The organism is Trueperella bernardiae (assembly GCF_001469025.1).
Lineage (GTDB): Bacteria > Actinomycetota > Actinomycetes > Actinomycetales > Actinomycetaceae > Trueperella > Trueperella bernardiae.
Genome location: NZ_LNIZ01000003.1, coordinates 295,003 through 310,371 on the forward strand (window position 1 = coordinate 295,003; position 15,369 = coordinate 310,371).

11 protein-coding genes are annotated in these 15,369 nt (G+C 66.5%); 5 read left to right on the plus strand and 6 right to left on the minus strand.

Annotated features, from left to right (window positions below; all coding sequences use genetic code 11):
* Positions 1-24: 24 nt before the first annotated feature.
* From AQZ59_RS04665 to AQZ59_RS04685, 5 genes are read right to left on the minus strand one after another with little or no spacing between them, the layout of a single operon-like run.
* On the minus strand, positions 25-2,406 hold the full coding sequence (locus AQZ59_RS04665; protein ID WP_062613501.1) for an ABC transporter permease: 2,382 nt from the start codon (positions 2,404-2,406) through the stop codon (positions 25-27).
* Positions 2,406-3,131 (minus strand): ATP-binding cassette domain-containing protein, encoded by a 726-nt coding sequence (locus AQZ59_RS04670; protein WP_062613502.1) that lies wholly within the window; start codon positions 3,129-3,131, stop codon positions 2,406-2,408. The genes AQZ59_RS04665 and AQZ59_RS04670 overlap by 1 nt, the downstream gene beginning before the upstream one ends.
* Positions 3,128-3,814: a response regulator gene (locus AQZ59_RS04675; RefSeq protein ID WP_062613503.1), complete on the minus strand. Its 687-nt coding sequence runs from the start codon at positions 3,812-3,814 to the stop codon at positions 3,128-3,130. The genes AQZ59_RS04670 and AQZ59_RS04675 overlap by 4 nt, the downstream gene beginning before the upstream one ends.
* A complete protein-coding gene (locus AQZ59_RS04680; RefSeq protein WP_062613504.1) occupies positions 3,807-4,994 on the minus strand; it encodes a sensor histidine kinase in 1,188 nt (395 codons plus the stop codon). Before AQZ59_RS04680 ends, AQZ59_RS04675 begins: the two co-directional genes overlap by 8 nt.
* 52 nt (positions 4,995-5,046) lie before the next feature.
* Positions 5,047-5,793 (minus strand): SOS response-associated peptidase, encoded by a 747-nt coding sequence (locus tag AQZ59_RS04685; RefSeq protein ID WP_070448175.1) that lies wholly within the window; start codon positions 5,791-5,793, stop codon positions 5,047-5,049.
* A 52-nt stretch (positions 5,794-5,845) separates the two neighbouring features.
* Here AQZ59_RS04685 and ligA point away from each other — a divergent pair, with 52 nt between their 5' ends.
* Positions 5,846-8,482 (plus strand): NAD-dependent DNA ligase LigA, encoded by a 2,637-nt coding sequence (gene ligA, locus AQZ59_RS04690; RefSeq protein WP_236698662.1) that lies wholly within the window; start codon positions 5,846-5,848, stop codon positions 8,480-8,482.
* Positions 8,483-8,690: 208 nt separating this feature from the next.
* Here the strand turns inward: ligA and AQZ59_RS04695 are convergent, their stop codons facing one another.
* Positions 8,691-9,950, minus strand: coding sequence for a phospholipase D-like domain-containing protein (locus AQZ59_RS04695; RefSeq protein WP_062613507.1), 1,260 nt, complete (start codon positions 9,948-9,950; stop codon positions 8,691-8,693).
* Between the two features lie 34 nt (positions 9,951-9,984).
* On the opposite strand from AQZ59_RS04695, the gene gatC reads away from it, so the two are divergent.
* The 4 genes from gatC (at position 9,985) to AQZ59_RS04715 (ending at position 14,855) form a co-directional block, all read left to right on the plus strand.
* Positions 9,985-10,284, plus strand: coding sequence for an Asp-tRNA(Asn)/Glu-tRNA(Gln) amidotransferase subunit GatC (gene gatC, locus AQZ59_RS04700; protein WP_062613508.1), 300 nt, complete (start codon positions 9,985-9,987; stop codon positions 10,282-10,284).
* Positions 10,284-11,780, plus strand: a complete 1,497-nt coding sequence (gatA, locus tag AQZ59_RS04705) for an Asp-tRNA(Asn)/Glu-tRNA(Gln) amidotransferase subunit GatA (RefSeq protein ID WP_062613509.1) — start codon at positions 10,284-10,286, stop codon at positions 11,778-11,780. Before gatC ends, gatA begins: the two co-directional genes overlap by 1 nt.
* A 2-nt stretch (positions 11,781-11,782) precedes the next feature.
* Positions 11,783-13,279 carry an Asp-tRNA(Asn)/Glu-tRNA(Gln) amidotransferase subunit GatB gene (gatB, locus tag AQZ59_RS04710; RefSeq protein ID WP_062613510.1) on the plus strand — a complete coding sequence of 499 codons (1,497 nt, stop codon included), beginning with the start codon at positions 11,783-11,785 and terminating at the stop codon, positions 13,277-13,279.
* Between the two features lie 187 nt (positions 13,280-13,466).
* A complete protein-coding gene (locus tag AQZ59_RS04715) occupies positions 13,467-14,855 on the plus strand; it encodes an NAD(P)-dependent malic enzyme (RefSeq protein ID WP_062613511.1) in 1,389 nt (462 codons plus the stop codon).
* Positions 14,856-15,369 lie beyond the last annotated feature (514 nt).

Below are 15,369 nucleotides of genomic sequence, written 5' to 3' on the forward strand. Positions count from 1 at the left end.
CCCGGTAAAGGAAAAAAAGTGTGATTAACGCCCAATTTCCGCGTAATCTCGGGCTTTTGTGCGCTTTGACACGTCGACATGGTATCCGAGTATGCCAAGGGCGAGGCACCCGAGCAGGATCGACCCGATGTTGAGGGCGAGCGTGACGATCGGGATACTCGGCTCGTGCGGGGTGGCCCACCCGTGGAGGGTCATGAGCAGGAGGGTGCTTCCCACCCCAAGCCCCACCCCGGTCACTGAGGTCACGAAGGCGCTTGCCATTCCCTGGCTCAGTCGCCGCTGGCGGATGCGCAGCCCGGTCATACCCTTGGAGCGCAGGTAGCGGGTCTCGAGGGACTGGTCGGCGAGGTACCGGGGCACGTGCAGGTAGGCGGCGAAGCCAAGCACGGCGATGACGCTCGTTTGGATGATGGCCGCGATTTGTGACACGTTCGCGGGCGCCTCTTGCGGGGGTGTGATGGCGAGGGTGAGGAAGGGCCGGTCCTCACCGGGGGTGAGGGAGGCTTCGAGGCGGCTGAAGTCCTCGGAGATGTGGTGGTGGTCGGCGAGCCGGATCCACATGGCGGTGGGCTCGAGGTCGCCCAGCCCGGCCGAGGAGATGAGCGCGAAGGGCACGTCGGCAACGGTCACGTTCACGTTCGTCGAGCGGGTGAATCCTTTGGCGTCGATGTAGGTGAGGTTCATGGAGCTCGGCACGTTGTTGGTCCCGCGCGGAACGAGCAGCGTGCCCGGCTCGATCCGCCGCCCGAGGTAGTCCTCGGCCTCCCCGGGATCCACGGCATACAGTGCCCCGGGCTGGAAGTCTTCGGGCTCCCATCCGGAGGTGTTGAGCAGGTGGTAGGTGAGGGTGGCAGAGGCTCCGCCCCAGTCGTGCACGGCCTGGATGTCGGCGTCGGAAATGGAAGCGGAGGTGACCCCGGCGGTGATGGACAGGTCGTAGAGGTTGGCGAGGCGGTCGTCGTTGGCGGTGAGCGTGGAGTAGGTGGTGTGGAGGGCACCGAGCGCGGCGGAGGACATGAGGATGACGAACAGCGACACGGTGGTTATCGTAGCGGTGAGCGATCGCGGCAAGGGTGAGAAGGCTGAGCCGACGTGGAAGGACTTGGCCAGGCGCCTCGTCACGACGACGATCACCCCGTACGCGACCAGCGTGGCAGCTGCGAGGGCCAGCAGTGAGACGACGACGCCGCCCGCGCTCACGTTCGCGCTCAGCGCGCCGGGCATTGCGACCGTGGCGTACAGGAAGGCGGCAGCGAAAAGCACGATGGCGGGGCTGGCCGTGCGGATGGCGGGTTTCCAGGCGTTGGTGGTGCGCAGGTAGGTGGACAGGATGCCGGTGGCGGTGCCGATCACCGTGGCGAGAGCCACAGCCACGAACGCCCAGAACGTTGCCGCGGCGGGGAAGCCGATGCTCGCGGGCAGGAAGGGGGCCCCGCTTTCGGCGCGCGCGATGGAGGAGGCACCCATCGCCCCCGCGTAGCCCACCCCGATGCCGAGCAGATAGGTGAGACCGGCGACGACGCCGACCTCTCGGCCGAGCATCCGGTGGCGGCGCAGGGCCGACAGGCCGAGGGAGCGCAGGGCCTGGCTCTCGGTGGTGCGCCGGCGGGCCACGCCGACCACGGTCATGTAGACCACCGTGGTGGCGGTGATGAAGGCGGTGGTGAGCAGCCAGGGAGTGGCCTCGGTCAGGGTATCCAGGGCGTCGCGCTGGCGGGCATATTCGACGTCGTAGCGGTCCTGGGCGTTGACCACCACGGTGCCAGGGATCTCGAGGATTTCCGCCTGGAGGGTATCGGGGTCGGCGGTGGGAAGGACGCGCACCTCGATCCCGCCCTGCTCGTTGCCTTGGGCGGCCACGAAGTTGGGGTTGGGTTCGGTGGTGATCGCCTCGAAGCCCACCGGGTCAAGGAGCCGGGAGCGGGTATAGATCCCGGAGACGCTATATCGCTTGGCCACGTCCCCTCCCGCCACGGTCAGCTCGTCGCCGGCCTGGACGTGGAGGGCGCTGGCCAGCTGGTGGGTCACCGCGATCTCGCGCGGGGATGCGGGGAATTCACCGAAGATGATCTCCTGGGTACGTAGCACGGGCGGGGCGAGGGAGCGGATGGAGACGGGCAGGTGCTCGGTCTCGGTCAGTACCTCGGCCAGAAGCGAAGAATCGACGAAGACGGTCTCCACCTGGTCCAGCTCGCCGATCTGCTCGGCAACGGCCAGGGCCGTGTCGGCCTCCGAATACACCACCAGGTCCGAGTGCGGGATCGACTTCTTCACCGACAGGGCCAGCGTGTGGTCGGCGAACCCCAGCATGGTGGTGACGAAGAATACCATGGCGGCGGCGTAGGTCAGTGCCACGCCGGCAAGCACGTGGGAGGGCCAGTGATGCTCGAGTTGCTGGCGCAGCATCAGGGTTCCTCGCTGAAGATGACACGCAGGGTATCGAGGATCGAATCGAGGGTGGGGGCGTTGAGCTCGGCGGTGATGCGCGAGTCGGTCATGAGGTACACCCTGTCGGCAGACACGGCGGACATCGGGTTGGAGGTGAAGGTCACCACGGTCATGCCGCGCTCGCGGGCACACACCCGCAGCAGCGCGTACAGGGTCTTCCGGTCGGCGCGGGTGAAGCCGTCGGTGGGCTCGTCGCACAGGACCACGCGGCGCCCGGCCATGACGAGGGCGGCGAGCGCGCACTTGTTCTGCTCGATGAGCGGAACCGCGTCAGGGTAGTGGCCGAGCACCTGGGACAGGCCGAACAGGTCGATGATCTCCGTGCGCTCCTGCGTGCTCACGCGCGTGCCGTTGAGCTTGGCGGGCAGGTCCAGGTTCTCCCCAAGGGTGAGCGCGGGCAGGAGGTTGTCCTGCTTGAACAGCAGGGCGAACGTGGTGGCGCGCATGCGCTCGCGCTCAGCGTCGGAGGTGCTGGCGAGGTCGACGCCGTCAACCACCACGCTACCCGAGGTGACGCGCTCCATCCCGCCCAGCACGTTCATGAGGGCCGACATGTCGGAGTCGAGCCCACCAAGCACGGTGGTAATGGAGGAGTCGGGGATGGTGAGGGAGACGTCGTCGAGGACGGTGCGACGCTGGCGGCCCACGCCGCTGTCGAGGCGGACGTACTCGGCCTCAATCACCCGAGATCACCCGGGCGCACGAGCCCGGCTTCGTAGGCGAGCACCACGGCCTGCACCCTGTCACGGGCGCCGAGCTTGGCGAAGATGCGCCCCACGTGGGTCTTGATCGTGGCCTGGGCGACGTCGAGCTCCTCGCCGATCTCCGTGTTCGATAGCCCCTTGGCCATGTGGTAGAGCACTTCGCGCTCACGTTCGGTGAGCACGTCGACAATCTGCGGGCGCAACGCGCGATCCTCCACCGCTTTCTGGGCGATGTACGACACGAGGCGCTTGGTGGACGACGGCGCGATGACGGCGTCGCCACGGTGGACGGTGCGGATGGAGGAGAGCATCTGGTCCGGCGGGGCGTCCTTGAGGAGGAAGCCGGAGGCGCCGCCGCGGATGGCGCGCATGACGTACTCGTCCAGGTCGAAGGTGGTGAGAATGATGACCTTCGGGCGCACCCCGTGCGGGAATTCCATCTGGTTGATCCGCTCGGTGGTCTCCAGCCCGTCCATGCCGGGCATGCGGATGTCCATGAGTACGACGTCGACCGGCACGAGTGCCAGCCGATCCAGGGCCTGCTTGCCGTGCGAGGCCTCGAGCACGGTACACATGTCGTCTTGGGAGTCGATGACCATGGAAAACCCGCTGCGCACGAGGTCCTGATCGTCGATGAGGCCCACCCGAATCTTGTCACACATGACTGTTCCTTTCGCCGGGGGTTGGAATTGTTGCTGTCACTCTAAATCCGCCGCTCGAGCGCGGTCCGCTGACCACAGTACCGCCGAAGACGGCGGCCCGCTCGGTCATGCCGATGATTCCGTGGCCCTTGCCGTCGTTGAAGGTGGCGGCCCCGCGGCCGTTGTCGCTGATGTCGAGCACCACTTCGGTCGGGCGCCAGTGGAGGGAGACCGTGATGGCGGCGTCGGGGCCGGCGTGCTTGAGGGAGTTGGTGAGGGCCTCTTGGCAGATACGGTAGAGGGCCTTGCCCACGCCAACTGGCAGTGGGCGCTGGGAGCCGGTGGTCACCAGGGCGACCTCGTGGCCGGCGGAGCGCACCTGCTCGACCAGCTGGAGCAGGTCGGCGTCGACGGGCTCAGGCGCGAGCGGGGCGTCGATTTCCTCCGGGTCGCGGAGCACGCCGATGATGGAGCGGATGTCGCCGAGGGCCGCGCGGGACATGTCGGCGATGACGTCGAGCGCGCGCACCGCCGCTTCGGGGTTGTTTTTGGCGGCGTAGCGCCCCCCGTCGGCCTGGGCGATGACGACGGAGAGGGTGTGGGCCACGATGTCGTGCATTTCGCGGGCGATGCGGGTGCGTTCGGAGACGACGGCGAGCTCGGCGTCGCGCTCGGCGTTGACCTGGGCGATCTGGGCGTCGACGAAGATGTGGTCGAGTTGGTCGTACTGGGCGCGGCGCAACAGGGCCACCGCCGCCGTGGCGATGACGATGGCCTGGCCGGCGAAGACGAGGAAGATGACGAGCAGGTGGGGGGACTCGCTACCCGCGTACGGCAGCACGAGGAGGAACGCGCCGAAGCAGGCGCCCAGGATCGCGGGGATCTTCATTGTGGCCGAGCCGAAGGCGAGCACAGCGTAGAGCGCGAGGAGGACGGCCACGTCCTGCGGGAAGAACTCGGTGGGGAAGGCCACGTAGCGCACGAGCGCCGCCAGGTAGACCGTGATGCCGGCGGGGACGGGGTGCGTGCGGCGGAAGAAGGTGCCGAGCACGGTGGCGACGCCGGAAGTATACAGTAGCGCGTCGTGGAGGAGGTCGATGCCGAGCACGTCAGCGGGGATCAGCAACGTGAGGAAGGCGACCAGGAGTGCCAACAGCAAGTCGCCGGGGAAGGATCCGCGGACGGTGGCAAATTCGTTCATGGCATTAGGGTACGGGGTAAAAATCGGACGCCTTTCATACCGGGGGTGTGCCTCAGGTGCGGGCGATGTTCTGCGGTGAGTTGTTGCGCACGTTACCCACCGCCCGGCCCACCTCGTGGAAGGACAGCTGGGGTCCGGGGCGTTCGAGAGCGGTGAGCAGCGCGGGGTCGTCGTTGGCGGGGTCGAGCCACATGTCGTACTCGGAGGGCTCAAGGATGAGTGGCACCCGATCGTGGATCTGCGCCAGTTCGACCTCGGCCGCGCGCGTGACGATCGCGGCCGTCAGCAGCCACTCCTGCCCGTCCTTCCACCAGCCGTACAAGCCTGCGAACGCGAGCGGGCCGGATTCGCGGTAGAGGTAGAGCGGGGTCTTGTCCGGCTTGCGCCACTCAAAGTACCCCGACGCCGGGATAATGCACCGCCGCTTCTTCAGGGCTGGCGCGAACATACGCTTCTCGGCCAGCGTCTCCATGCGCGCGTTGATCATCGGCCGGGTGGTGTCCTTCGCCCACGGCGCGATGAGCCCCCAAAACGCCGGGGTGAGGGCGCGAACGACGCCGGGCGCGCCCTCCTCGCCAGGGGAGTCGGGCGCTTCAGGAGGTGTGGACGCGGGTGGGGTGACGGCGTCGCGAAGCGGCTCATCCCCGGGCTGGGGCGGGCGCTCGAGGACGATGGGGATGTCCTGGGTGGGCGCGACGTTCCAGTTGGGGGTGGGGGAGTAGGAGTCGGCGGCGACGTCGAGGCGGAACTCGAGCTGGATGTCGGTCCGAGACATCGTGGTTGCGTATCGTCCACACATGCCCCCAGCCTACTGGAAGAAAAATGTCGGAGGGATGGGAGACAATGAGGGGGTGAATATCGAAGAAGCAACAACACGCTGGAATGAGCTGGCGCCCAAGCTGCGCCGCGCGCAGGAGGCCTACCATTCGACGGGCGAGCCGATCATGGTGGACGCCACGTATGACTCGCTGATTGCGCAGATGCGCGCGCTCGAGGATCGCTTCCCACAGCTGTGGAGCCCGCAGTCGCCCACGATGAAGGTGGGGGCGAAGGTGGCGCGCGGGGCGGTGGCCGAGCTGCGCCATGCCGAGCGCATGTACTCGCTACAGGACGTGTTCAGCCGCGAGGAGCTGGCCACGTGGTTTGCCGGGATCACGGGCGAACTGCCGGAAGGGAGTCGGTTTACGGCCGAGGTGAAGATCGACGGGCTGGCGCTCAACCTGACGTACCGCGGCGGCGTGCTGGAGACCGCGGCCACGCGCGGGGACGGGGTGACGGGCGAGGACGTGACGCGCAACGCGCTCGCGATCCAGGCGATCCCCGCGCGGCTTTCGGGGGAGGAGTGGCCGGAACTGGTGGAGGTGCGCGGGGAGGTCTACTTCCCGATCGCGAAGTTCACCGAATTCAACGATCTGGTGGAGGCGCGCAACGAGGAGGTGGCGCGGCGCAACCAGGAGATCGATGCCTATAACAAGGCGCTGCGTGCCAAGAACGCCGGCCGGGCGAAGGAGGGGCTGGCGCCGCTACCGCGCCTGCAGCGCGAGGGGCTACTCAAGACGTTCGTCAACCCGCGCAACGCGGCGGCTGGAACGATGCGCCAGGAAGACAACACGGGCTTCGCGATCAAATCGCTGAGTTTCATCGCCCACGGGATCGGGGCTCTCGAGGGCGCCTCGGAGGCACTGCAGGAAAAGATGGCCACCCAGGAGGGCGTCTATGAGGTGTTCCGGGCGTGGGGGCTGCCCGTGTCGGGGCAGACGCGGATGGTGTCCACTCTGGCGGAGATTGAGGATTACCTCGATGAGTTTCAGGGGGCGCGGGCGTCGCTCGATCACGAGTTTGACGGCGTGGTCATCAAGCTGGAGGACCGGCGCGTGCAGGCACAGCTTGGCTACACGGCGCGCGTGCCGCGCTGGGCGGTGGCCTACAAGTTCCCGCCCACCGAGGTCCAGACCCGGCTGCTCGATATCCAGGTGCAGGTGGGCCGCACGGGGCGCGTCACGCCGTTCGCGGTGATGGAGCCGGTGTGGGTGGACGGCTCCACGGTGGCCCAAGCCACCTTGCACAACCCATTCGAGGTGGAGCGTAAGGGCGTGATGATCGGCGACGTGGTGATCTTACGCAAGGCGGGCGACATCATCCCCGAGGTGGTGGGCCCGGTGCTGGCGGAACGGGACGGCTCGGAGCGTGCCTTCGTCATGCCCACGCACTGCCCCGCGTGCGGGGGCAAGATCGCGCCGGCGAAAGAGGGGGATAAGGACCTGCGGTGTACGAACACGCGCTCGTGCCCCGCGCAGTTGCACCAGCGGGTGATCCACATCGGCTCGCGCGGTGCGCTCGACATCGAATCGCTGGGGGAGGAGTCCGCGCAGTGGCTGGCCGATCCGGACCGTTACCGGGCCGACGTGCTGATCGCGCTCGCCACCGGGCACGCGATTGAGCTCACGGATGAGGAGGCGCTCGCCGCGCATGAGGCCGGCTGGCCGCTGGAGGACGCGGCCGACCCGCGCGTGCGGATCGTGCTTACGCTTGAGCAGCGGGTGGAGCTGGGAATCACGAATGAGGACGGGGCGCTGCTCGACCCGGAGGGCGTGATTGGGGAGGAGCTCCAGCGCGAGCTCGGGATCCCCACAGCACAGAAGCCCTTCCTTGACACCGAGGCGCAGCTGTTCGCCCTCACGGCCGCGGGCCTGGAGGGTGTGCGAACATGGCTACCGATTCGGCTTGCCGGCGAGCACACGGGTGACTGGCGCTACGTGAGGGCCGGCTGGACCAAGCCGGCGTGGTCGCGGACCGGGCGCGCGGGCGAGGCGGGTGCGGGCAGAGCCGCGGAGGGGGCCGCGCGGGCGGGCTTCGAGGTGAAGACGATCTCGGCACCGTCGAAGACGTTGGAGAAGGTGCTCGCCGAAATCGAGAAGGCAAAGACGAAGGAGCTGTGGCGCAAGCTCGTGGCGCTCAACATCCGCCACGTGGGGCCGGTGGCCTCACGGGCGCTCGCGGCCCACTTCGGCTCGCTGGAGGCGATGCTGGCCTCAGGGCGCGCCCAGGTGGAGGCGGGGGAGGCGCCCTTCTCCGAGATCGACGGGGTGGGCGAGATCATCGGCCGCTCGCTGCTCGACTGGTTCGAGGAACCCTGGCATTGCGAGATCGTGGACGCCTGGCGGGCGGCCGGGGTCACTTTTGAGGACGAGCGCCCGGCCGGTGGGACCGGCACGGATGGTGCGGAGGGCGCGGACGGCGTCGTGCGGCCGTTCGAGGGCATGACGATCGTGGTGACCGGCGCGGTGGAAGGCTTCACGCGTGACGGGGTGGCCGAGGCGATCATGAAGGCGGGTGGTAAGGCCACCGGCTCGGTGTCGAAGAAGACCACCGTGGTGGTGATCGGGGAAAACCCGGGCGCGTCGAAGACTACGAAGGCGGAGGCGCTCGGCATTGAGACCTGGAGCGCGGAGGAGTTCCTGCGCAGGCTCGGCCGGGCGGACGGCTAGGGGGCGGCGGTGCGGCGTGCGTGGGCGTAGCGTTAGGCGGGTGAGGTCGCCGATCGGCCAGCGCGGGTAGTCGCGCCGGAGTGTCGTCGTTAAACGCTCCTGGAGCTTCGCCGTTTGCTCGATGAGGGCGTGAGTCCACGTGGCGGTGGACTCGATACCGTCCAACAAGTTCAAATCCGGCCAGGGAAAACTGCCCCGCGCGCTGACCTTAGAGTAGCGGGGCCAGCGGGCGCAGGATCCGCTCTGTGACCCGGGCCAGGGTGCTGCGCTGAGACCATTGGGCGGCAGTGAGCTCGCGGGAGTTGGACATGTCCAGCTCGAAGATCTCCTCCATGATCTTGGCGAACGGGTTGTTGAACACTTCGACGTTGATTTCGAAGTTGCCGTCCATGGAGATCCGGTCAATGTTGGTGGTGCCGACGGTGGACCAGATGCCGTCCACGGTCATGGTTTTGGCGTGGATCATGGCTTCCCGGTAGAGGAAGATCCGCACCCCGGAGGCCAGCAGGTCCTTGTAGTAGGGCCGACCCACCCAGTCGGCCACGATGTGGTTCGAATACTCGGGGATGAGCACTCGCACATCCACCCCGCGCCTCGCGGCGGAGGTGAGGGAGTGGAGGATCCCGGCGTCGGGAATGAAGTAGCCCATGGTGATGTAGACGTGGTGGTAGGCCCGGTCGATGGCGCCGAGGTAGGAGGCGCGCACGGGGTAGGACTTGAAGGCGGGCACGTTTTGCGTGGCGATCACTTTCGACGACCAGTGCGACAGCCCGCGGTCGGGCAGCTCGGGTTGGGAGTTGGGCCGGTAGACGTTCCACATGTCGACGAACGCGTTCTCAAGCTCCCACACGGACGGGCCTTTGATGCGTAGGTGGGTGTCGCGCCAGGTGTCGGCGTAGAGGGAGCCGATGTTGTAGCCGCCAACGAATCCGATCTCCTGGTCGACCACCAGCAGCTTGCGGTGATCGAAGCCGCGGTCGCGTCCGTTGCCGGTGAAGATGCCGGTGCGTAGGAGGGGGAAGAGGATGACGTGCAGGTTCTCTTGTTCGGGGAAGTCCCGAAAGCGTGGGTCTTGGTTGAGGTTGCCGAAGGTGTCGATGATGATGTACACCTGCACGCCGCGCCGGGCGGCGGCGATGAGGGCATTGCGGAACTGGTAGCCGACCTCGTCGGCCTTGATGATGTAGGTCTCGAAGAAGACTTGCTCGCGCGCGCCGTCGATAGCTTCGAGCATGTCGGCATAGAGGTCTTCGCCGAAGGTGTAGACGGTGAGGTCGGAGCCGGAGACGGTGGTGGTGCGTGGGGGCAGGGTGGGGAATTTGCCGGTGGGCGGGTTGCGACGTTTGCGGTGTTCGTCCACGGCGAGGACGGCGGCGACGGTGGCGAGCTGGGCACCGACGCCGGCGAGCACCCCGTACTTGAGGAGACGCTTGGGGGTTTCGCGATTTGGTCGCAGGAAGCGTGACATGTGCTAATAGTATCGAACGGGTTAGACTTTCCTCATGTCAAAGTTTTCAAAAGACGAGGTGGCCCGCCTGGCCGACCTCGCACGCATTTCCCTGACGGACGCGGAGATCGAGCAGTTCGCTGGCGAGCTGTCCACGGTCTCGAACGCGATGGAGAAGGTCTCCGCGGTCGCTTCCTCCGATGTTCCGGCTACCTCCCATCCGATTCCGCTCACGAACGTGTGGCGTGAGGATGTGGTGGGCACTGAAAAGCTGGATCTTGACCTGGTATTTGCTTCGGCGCCAGCCAATGAGGACGGCAAGTTCGCGGTGCCGCAGATCTTGGGGGAGGAATAATGGAGTTGCTGAAGAAGTCTGCAGTCGAGCTGGCGGCGATGTTGCGCGCCGGCGAGGTCACCTCGGTTGAGTTGACGCAGGCGTGCCTTGACCGGATTGAGGCGGAGAACGGGCACCTGAATGCGTTTCTTTTCGTTGACGCCGATGGCGCGCTCGAGATTGCGCGGGCTGTCGACGCCGATCGCGTGGCTGGCAAGGAGTTGCCGCCTTTCGCCGGTGTTCCGGTTGCGATCAAGGACAATATCTGCCAGCTGGGTACCCCGGTGACGTGTGGTTCGAAGATGCTGGAGGGCTGGATTTCACCCTATGACGCCACGGTGGTGAAGAACCTCAAGGAGGCCCGGCTGCCGATCGTGGGGCACACGAACATGGACGAGTTCGCGATGGGTTCGTCCACGGAGAATTCGGCGTTTGGCCCCACCACGAATCCGTGGGGCGAAAACCTGATTCCGGGTGGTTCGGGTGGCGGCTCGGCCGCGGCGGTGGCGGCGTACATGGTGCCGTGGGCGCTGGGCTCGGATACGGGCGGTTCGATCCGTCAGCCGGGCGCGGTGACGGGCACGGTGGGCGCCAAGCCCACGTACGGCAACGTGTCGCGTTATGGCGTGGTGGCGATGGCGTCGTCATTGGACCAGGTGGGCCCGTGTGCTCGCACGGTTGTCGACGCGGCGGCCCTGCAGGAGATCCTTTCCAGCCACGATCCGCACGATTCGACGTCGCTGCCCCAGGTTGCGACCGGCCTGCACGACGCGGCGGCCGAGGGCATGGCCGCGCAGGATCTGGCGGGCCTGCGGATCGGCGTGGTGAAGGAGATGTCGGGGGATGGCTTCGAGCCGGGCGTGCTCGCCGTCTTTGAGGAGACCGTGGAGAAGCTGAGGGCGCGCGGGGCGGAGGTCACGGAGGTGTCCTGCCCGGCGTTTGATTCGGCGATTGCGGCGTACTACCTCATCATGCCGGCGGAGGTCTCCTCGAATCTGGCGCGCTTTGATGGGGTGCGGTATGGCAACCGTGTGGAGCCGGAGTCTGGGCCGGTCACGGCTGAGACGATGATGTCGGCCACGCGCGGGGCGATGTTTGGTGCGGAGGTGAAGCGCCGCATCATCCTGGGCACGTACGCGCTGAGCTCGGGCCACTATGACCAGTTCTACGGCTCGGCGCTGAAGGTGCGCACGCTCGTGCATCGGGACCTGGACGCGGCGTTTGAGCAGGTGGATGTTCTGGTCACGCCCACGGCCCCCACGGTCGCCTTCGAGTTTGGCTCGAAGAAGGATGACCTGATGGCGATGTACATGAATGATATGACCACCACGCCGGCGAACCTGGCGGGCGTACCGGCGGTGTCGGTGCCGGCGGGGCTGGCGGACGGGTTGCCTGTGGGCTTCCAGGTGATCGCGCCGGCGCATGAGGACGCGCGCATGTACAAGGTGGCGGCGATGGTGGAGGCGGTCACGGACCCCTCCGCCCGCGAGTGCCCGATCGAAGTGGGGGAGAAGTAGAGATGGAAGAATTGATGGATTTTGACGAGGTCGCCGCGAACTTCGACCCGGTGCTCGGGCTTGAGGTGCACGTGGAGCTCGCCACGACGACGAAGATGTTCGACGCCGCCCCCAACGAGTTTGGCGGGGAGCCCAACGTTAACACCACCCCGGTCTCGCTTGGCCTGCCGGGCGCGTTGCCGGTGGTGAACAAGAAGGCAATCGAGTATGCGATCCGGCTCGGCCTGGCGCTCAACTGCAAGATCGCTGAATCGTGCCGGTTTGCGCGGAAGAACTACTTCTACCCGGACCTGTCGAAGAACTTCCAGACCTCCCAGTCGGACGAGCCGATCGCCTACGACGGCCACCTTGATGTGGAGCTCGACGACGGCGAAGTCTTCCGCGTGCTCATCGAGCGCGCGCACGTGGAGGAGGACGCGGGCAAGAACACGCACGTGGGTGGCGAGGGCCGCCTGCAGGGCGCCACGCATTCGCTGGTGGATTACAACCGTGCGGGCGTGCCGCTGGTGGAGATCGTGACCCGCCCGATTGAGGGCGCGGGGGCGCGGGCGCCGGAGGTAGCTGCGAAGTACGTGCAGACCATCCGCGATATTGCGCGCGCGATCGGGGTGTCGGAGGCGCGCATGGAGCGTGGCAACGTCCGCGCCGATGTGAACGTGTCGCTGCGCCCCAGCCCGGACGCGCCGCTGGGCACGCGCACGGAGACGAAGAACGTCAACTCCTTCCGCGCGATCGCCCGTGCGGTCGAGTTCGAGATGTGCCGCCAGGCCGCGGTGCTGTCCTCGGGCCAGGCCGTGTTGCAGGAGACGCGGCATTGGCAGGAGGCCAATTCGACGACGTCGCCCGGCCGGCCCAAGTCGGATGCTGACGACTACCGTTACTTCCCCGAGCCGGACCTGGTGCCGATCGCGCCTCCGGCGGAGTGGGTGGAGGAGATCCGCGCGTCGTTGCCGGAGATGCCGGCCGCGCGTCGTAAGCGGCTGACGGCCGAGTGGGGCGTGTCGGAGATGGAGATGCGTGACATCGTCAACGCCGACGCGCTGGACTTCATCAGCGATTCGGTGGACGCCGGGGCGAGCCCGGCGGGTGCTCGCAAGTGGTGGATGGGTGAGCTGGCCCGCTACGCGAAGGACAACGAGCTGGCGCTGGCTGACGTGCCGGTGAGTGCGGCCGATGTCGCCGAACTGGATGGGCTGGTACAAAGCGGCAAGCTGACCGATAAGCTCGCCCGCCAAGCCCTGGATGGGGTGTTGGCCGGGGAGGGCAGCCCGGCTGAGGTGGCGGCGTCGCGCGGGCTGGAGGTTGTGTCCGACGATGGGGCGCTCGGTGCCGCCGTAGACGAGGCGCTGGCCGCGAACCCGGACGTGCTGGAGAAGATCCGGGCGGGCAAGGTGCAGGCAGCCGGAGCGATCGTGGGCGCGGTCATGAAGGCCACCCGCGGCAAGGCGGATGCGGCGCGCGTGCGCGAGCTCATCATGGAGCGCTCGGGCCAGGCCTAAGTGCTCAGGGCGCGGTAGCGTGTGCGGGAACCCCGGCGGATGGTCGCCGGGGTTTTCCCTTGCGAGGGCACTGGTCGGTGGGCGGAGGCGCGTGGTGATACGGGGTTTCCCGGTGGATGAAACTTTGGGGCCTTGGGCCCGGTGACCTGACAGAATAATCCCGCAAGTACGAGAGACAAGGCAGAATATGGCAAAGCCGAGACCGAGTTATGCGGTGACGTTGCGCATCGAGATTCCCTACGACGATCACGCAGTGCCGCGTATCACCAACGAAATCAGCTACGAAGACGCGCTGATCACGGGAATTGACATGGTGCGTTCCGACGACGAGCACCTGCTGTTCGACGTCACGTGCATGACGCACGACCTGGATCACGCGAAGAAGATCCGCAAGAAGCTGCAACGCACCGAGGGCGTGATCGTGCATGGGATTCACGACGCGACCGTGCAGGCCCACCTGGGCGGTAAGATCGAGGTGACGCTCAAGCGCCCGCTGAAGACGCGCCAGGACCTGTCGAAGATTTACACGCCGGGTGTGGCGGCGATCTGCGAGAGGATCGTGGAGGATCCGAGTGAGGCGCGCAGGCTCACGATTAAGCGCAACACGGTCGCCGTCGTAACCGATGGGACGGCCGTGCTGGGCCTGGGGGATATCGGGCCGCTGGCCGCGATGCCCGTCATGGAGGGCAAGGCGGCGCTGTTCAAGAATTTCGCAGGCGTGGATGCGTGGCCGGTATGCCTGGACACGAAGGACACCGAGGAGATGATTGCGATCGTAAAGGCGATCGCGCCCGGGTTTGCGGGGATCAACTTGGAGGACATCTCGGCGCCGCGGTGTTTCGAGATCGAGCGCAGGCTGCGCGAGGAGCTCGACATTCCGGTCTTCCATGACGATCAGCACGGCACCGCGGTTGTGGTGCTGGCGGCGCTGATTAACGCGCTGAAGGTGGTTCACAAGAAGATCGAGGACGTGCGGATTGTGGTGTCGGGCGTAGGTGCGGCCGGCAACGCCATCATCCGCCTGCTCACGAGCCAGGGCGCCCACGATATCATCGGCTGCGGGCGCAACGGCGCGCTGGGAGCGTTCCGCGAGGAGGCCGACCCGGACCGCAACTGGCTGGCGCTAAACACCAACCCGCGCCAGGTGCAGGGTAGCCTCAAAGAGGTACTGGCGGGCGCGGACGTGTTCATCGGCGTCTCGGCGGGAAACATCCTTGACGGGGACGACATCGCGACCATGGCCGACGACGCCGTGGTGTTCGCCCTCGCTAACCCCACGCCGGAGGTGGATCCGGGCGTTGCGGGGGATCATGCGGCGGTGGTGGCCACGGGCCGGTCGGACTATCCGAACCAGATAAACAACGTGCTGGCCTTCCCGGGTTTGTTCCGCGGAATGCTGGACGTGCGGGCGGGCGAGGTGACCGACCAGATGCTGGTGGTTGCCGCGAACGCGATTGCGGCGGCGGTGGAGCCGGCGGAGCTGAATTCGGCGTTCATCATTCCGGGTGTCTTCACGCCCGACCTGGCTGAGAAGGTGGCGGGCGCGATTCGCGAGGAGTTCGCCAACGGGCAGTAGTAAAGAAAAGGGCGTGAATGCGCGCAAGCGGCGGGCACGCCGGGCACTTGGAGCGCGAAAGGGAGCCCGCATATAGCACAGATCGCTGGGGGCGCGCCGATTCCGACGCGCCCCCAGCCCTATGTCATGCGTCATGGTCGGCCTTTCCGCCTGTTTTCGCAGTTCAGAGCGGTGTGAGGAGGGGCACGGCGCTGAAGTTTGACGTTGTGGGCGCAAGGTGTGTAAATTCTTTTCTTGCCGCCGGAGCGTGAGACTCGCGGGACGAGCGGCAAACATCTTTCCGATTATGTGATCTAGACACCGGTATTTGACTCCGGTCGAAAGATGAAGTAAGTTGGAGAGGTTGCTCCCGAGGGGCGCAGCGAAGAACACTCGCTGGTCTCGCGAGTGGGTGTGTTGTTTGATATCTCAATAGTGTGTCAGCTTTTTATGTTGTGTTTTTTGCAGCTGGCCTTTTTGGTTGGTTGTGTTTTTTGCCAGTTTTTCTGGTTGTTTGAGTCTGTTTGTCAGGCTT

Excerpts from the sequence above, each read along its gene's own strand:
- AQZ59_RS04695 (WP_062613507.1), bottom strand. The coding sequence starts at position 9,950 with ATGTCACGCTTCCTGCGACCAAATCGCGAAACCCCCAAGCGTCTCCTC.
- AQZ59_RS04715 (WP_062613511.1), top strand. The coding sequence starts at position 13,467 with ATGGCAAAGCCGAGACCGAGTTATGCGGTGACGTTGCGCATCGAGATT.
- gatB (WP_062613510.1), top strand. The coding sequence starts at position 11,783 with ATGGAAGAATTGATGGATTTTGACGAGGTCGCCGCGAACTTCGACCCG.
- AQZ59_RS04680 (WP_062613504.1), bottom strand. The coding sequence starts at position 4,994 with ATGAACGAATTTGCCACCGTCCGCGGATCCTTCCCCGGCGACTTGCTG.
- AQZ59_RS04675 (WP_062613503.1), bottom strand. The coding sequence starts at position 3,814 with ATGTGTGACAAGATTCGGGTGGGCCTCATCGACGATCAGGACCTCGTG.
- AQZ59_RS04665 (WP_062613501.1), bottom strand. The coding sequence starts at position 2,406 with ATGCTGCGCCAGCAACTCGAGCATCACTGGCCCTCCCACGTGCTTGCC.
- gatC (WP_062613508.1), top strand. The coding sequence starts at position 9,985 with ATGTCAAAGTTTTCAAAAGACGAGGTGGCCCGCCTGGCCGACCTCGCA.
- AQZ59_RS04685 (WP_070448175.1), bottom strand. The coding sequence starts at position 5,793 with ATGTGTGGACGATACGCAACCACGATGTCTCGGACCGACATCCAGCTC.
- gatA (WP_062613509.1), top strand. The coding sequence starts at position 10,284 with ATGGAGTTGCTGAAGAAGTCTGCAGTCGAGCTGGCGGCGATGTTGCGC.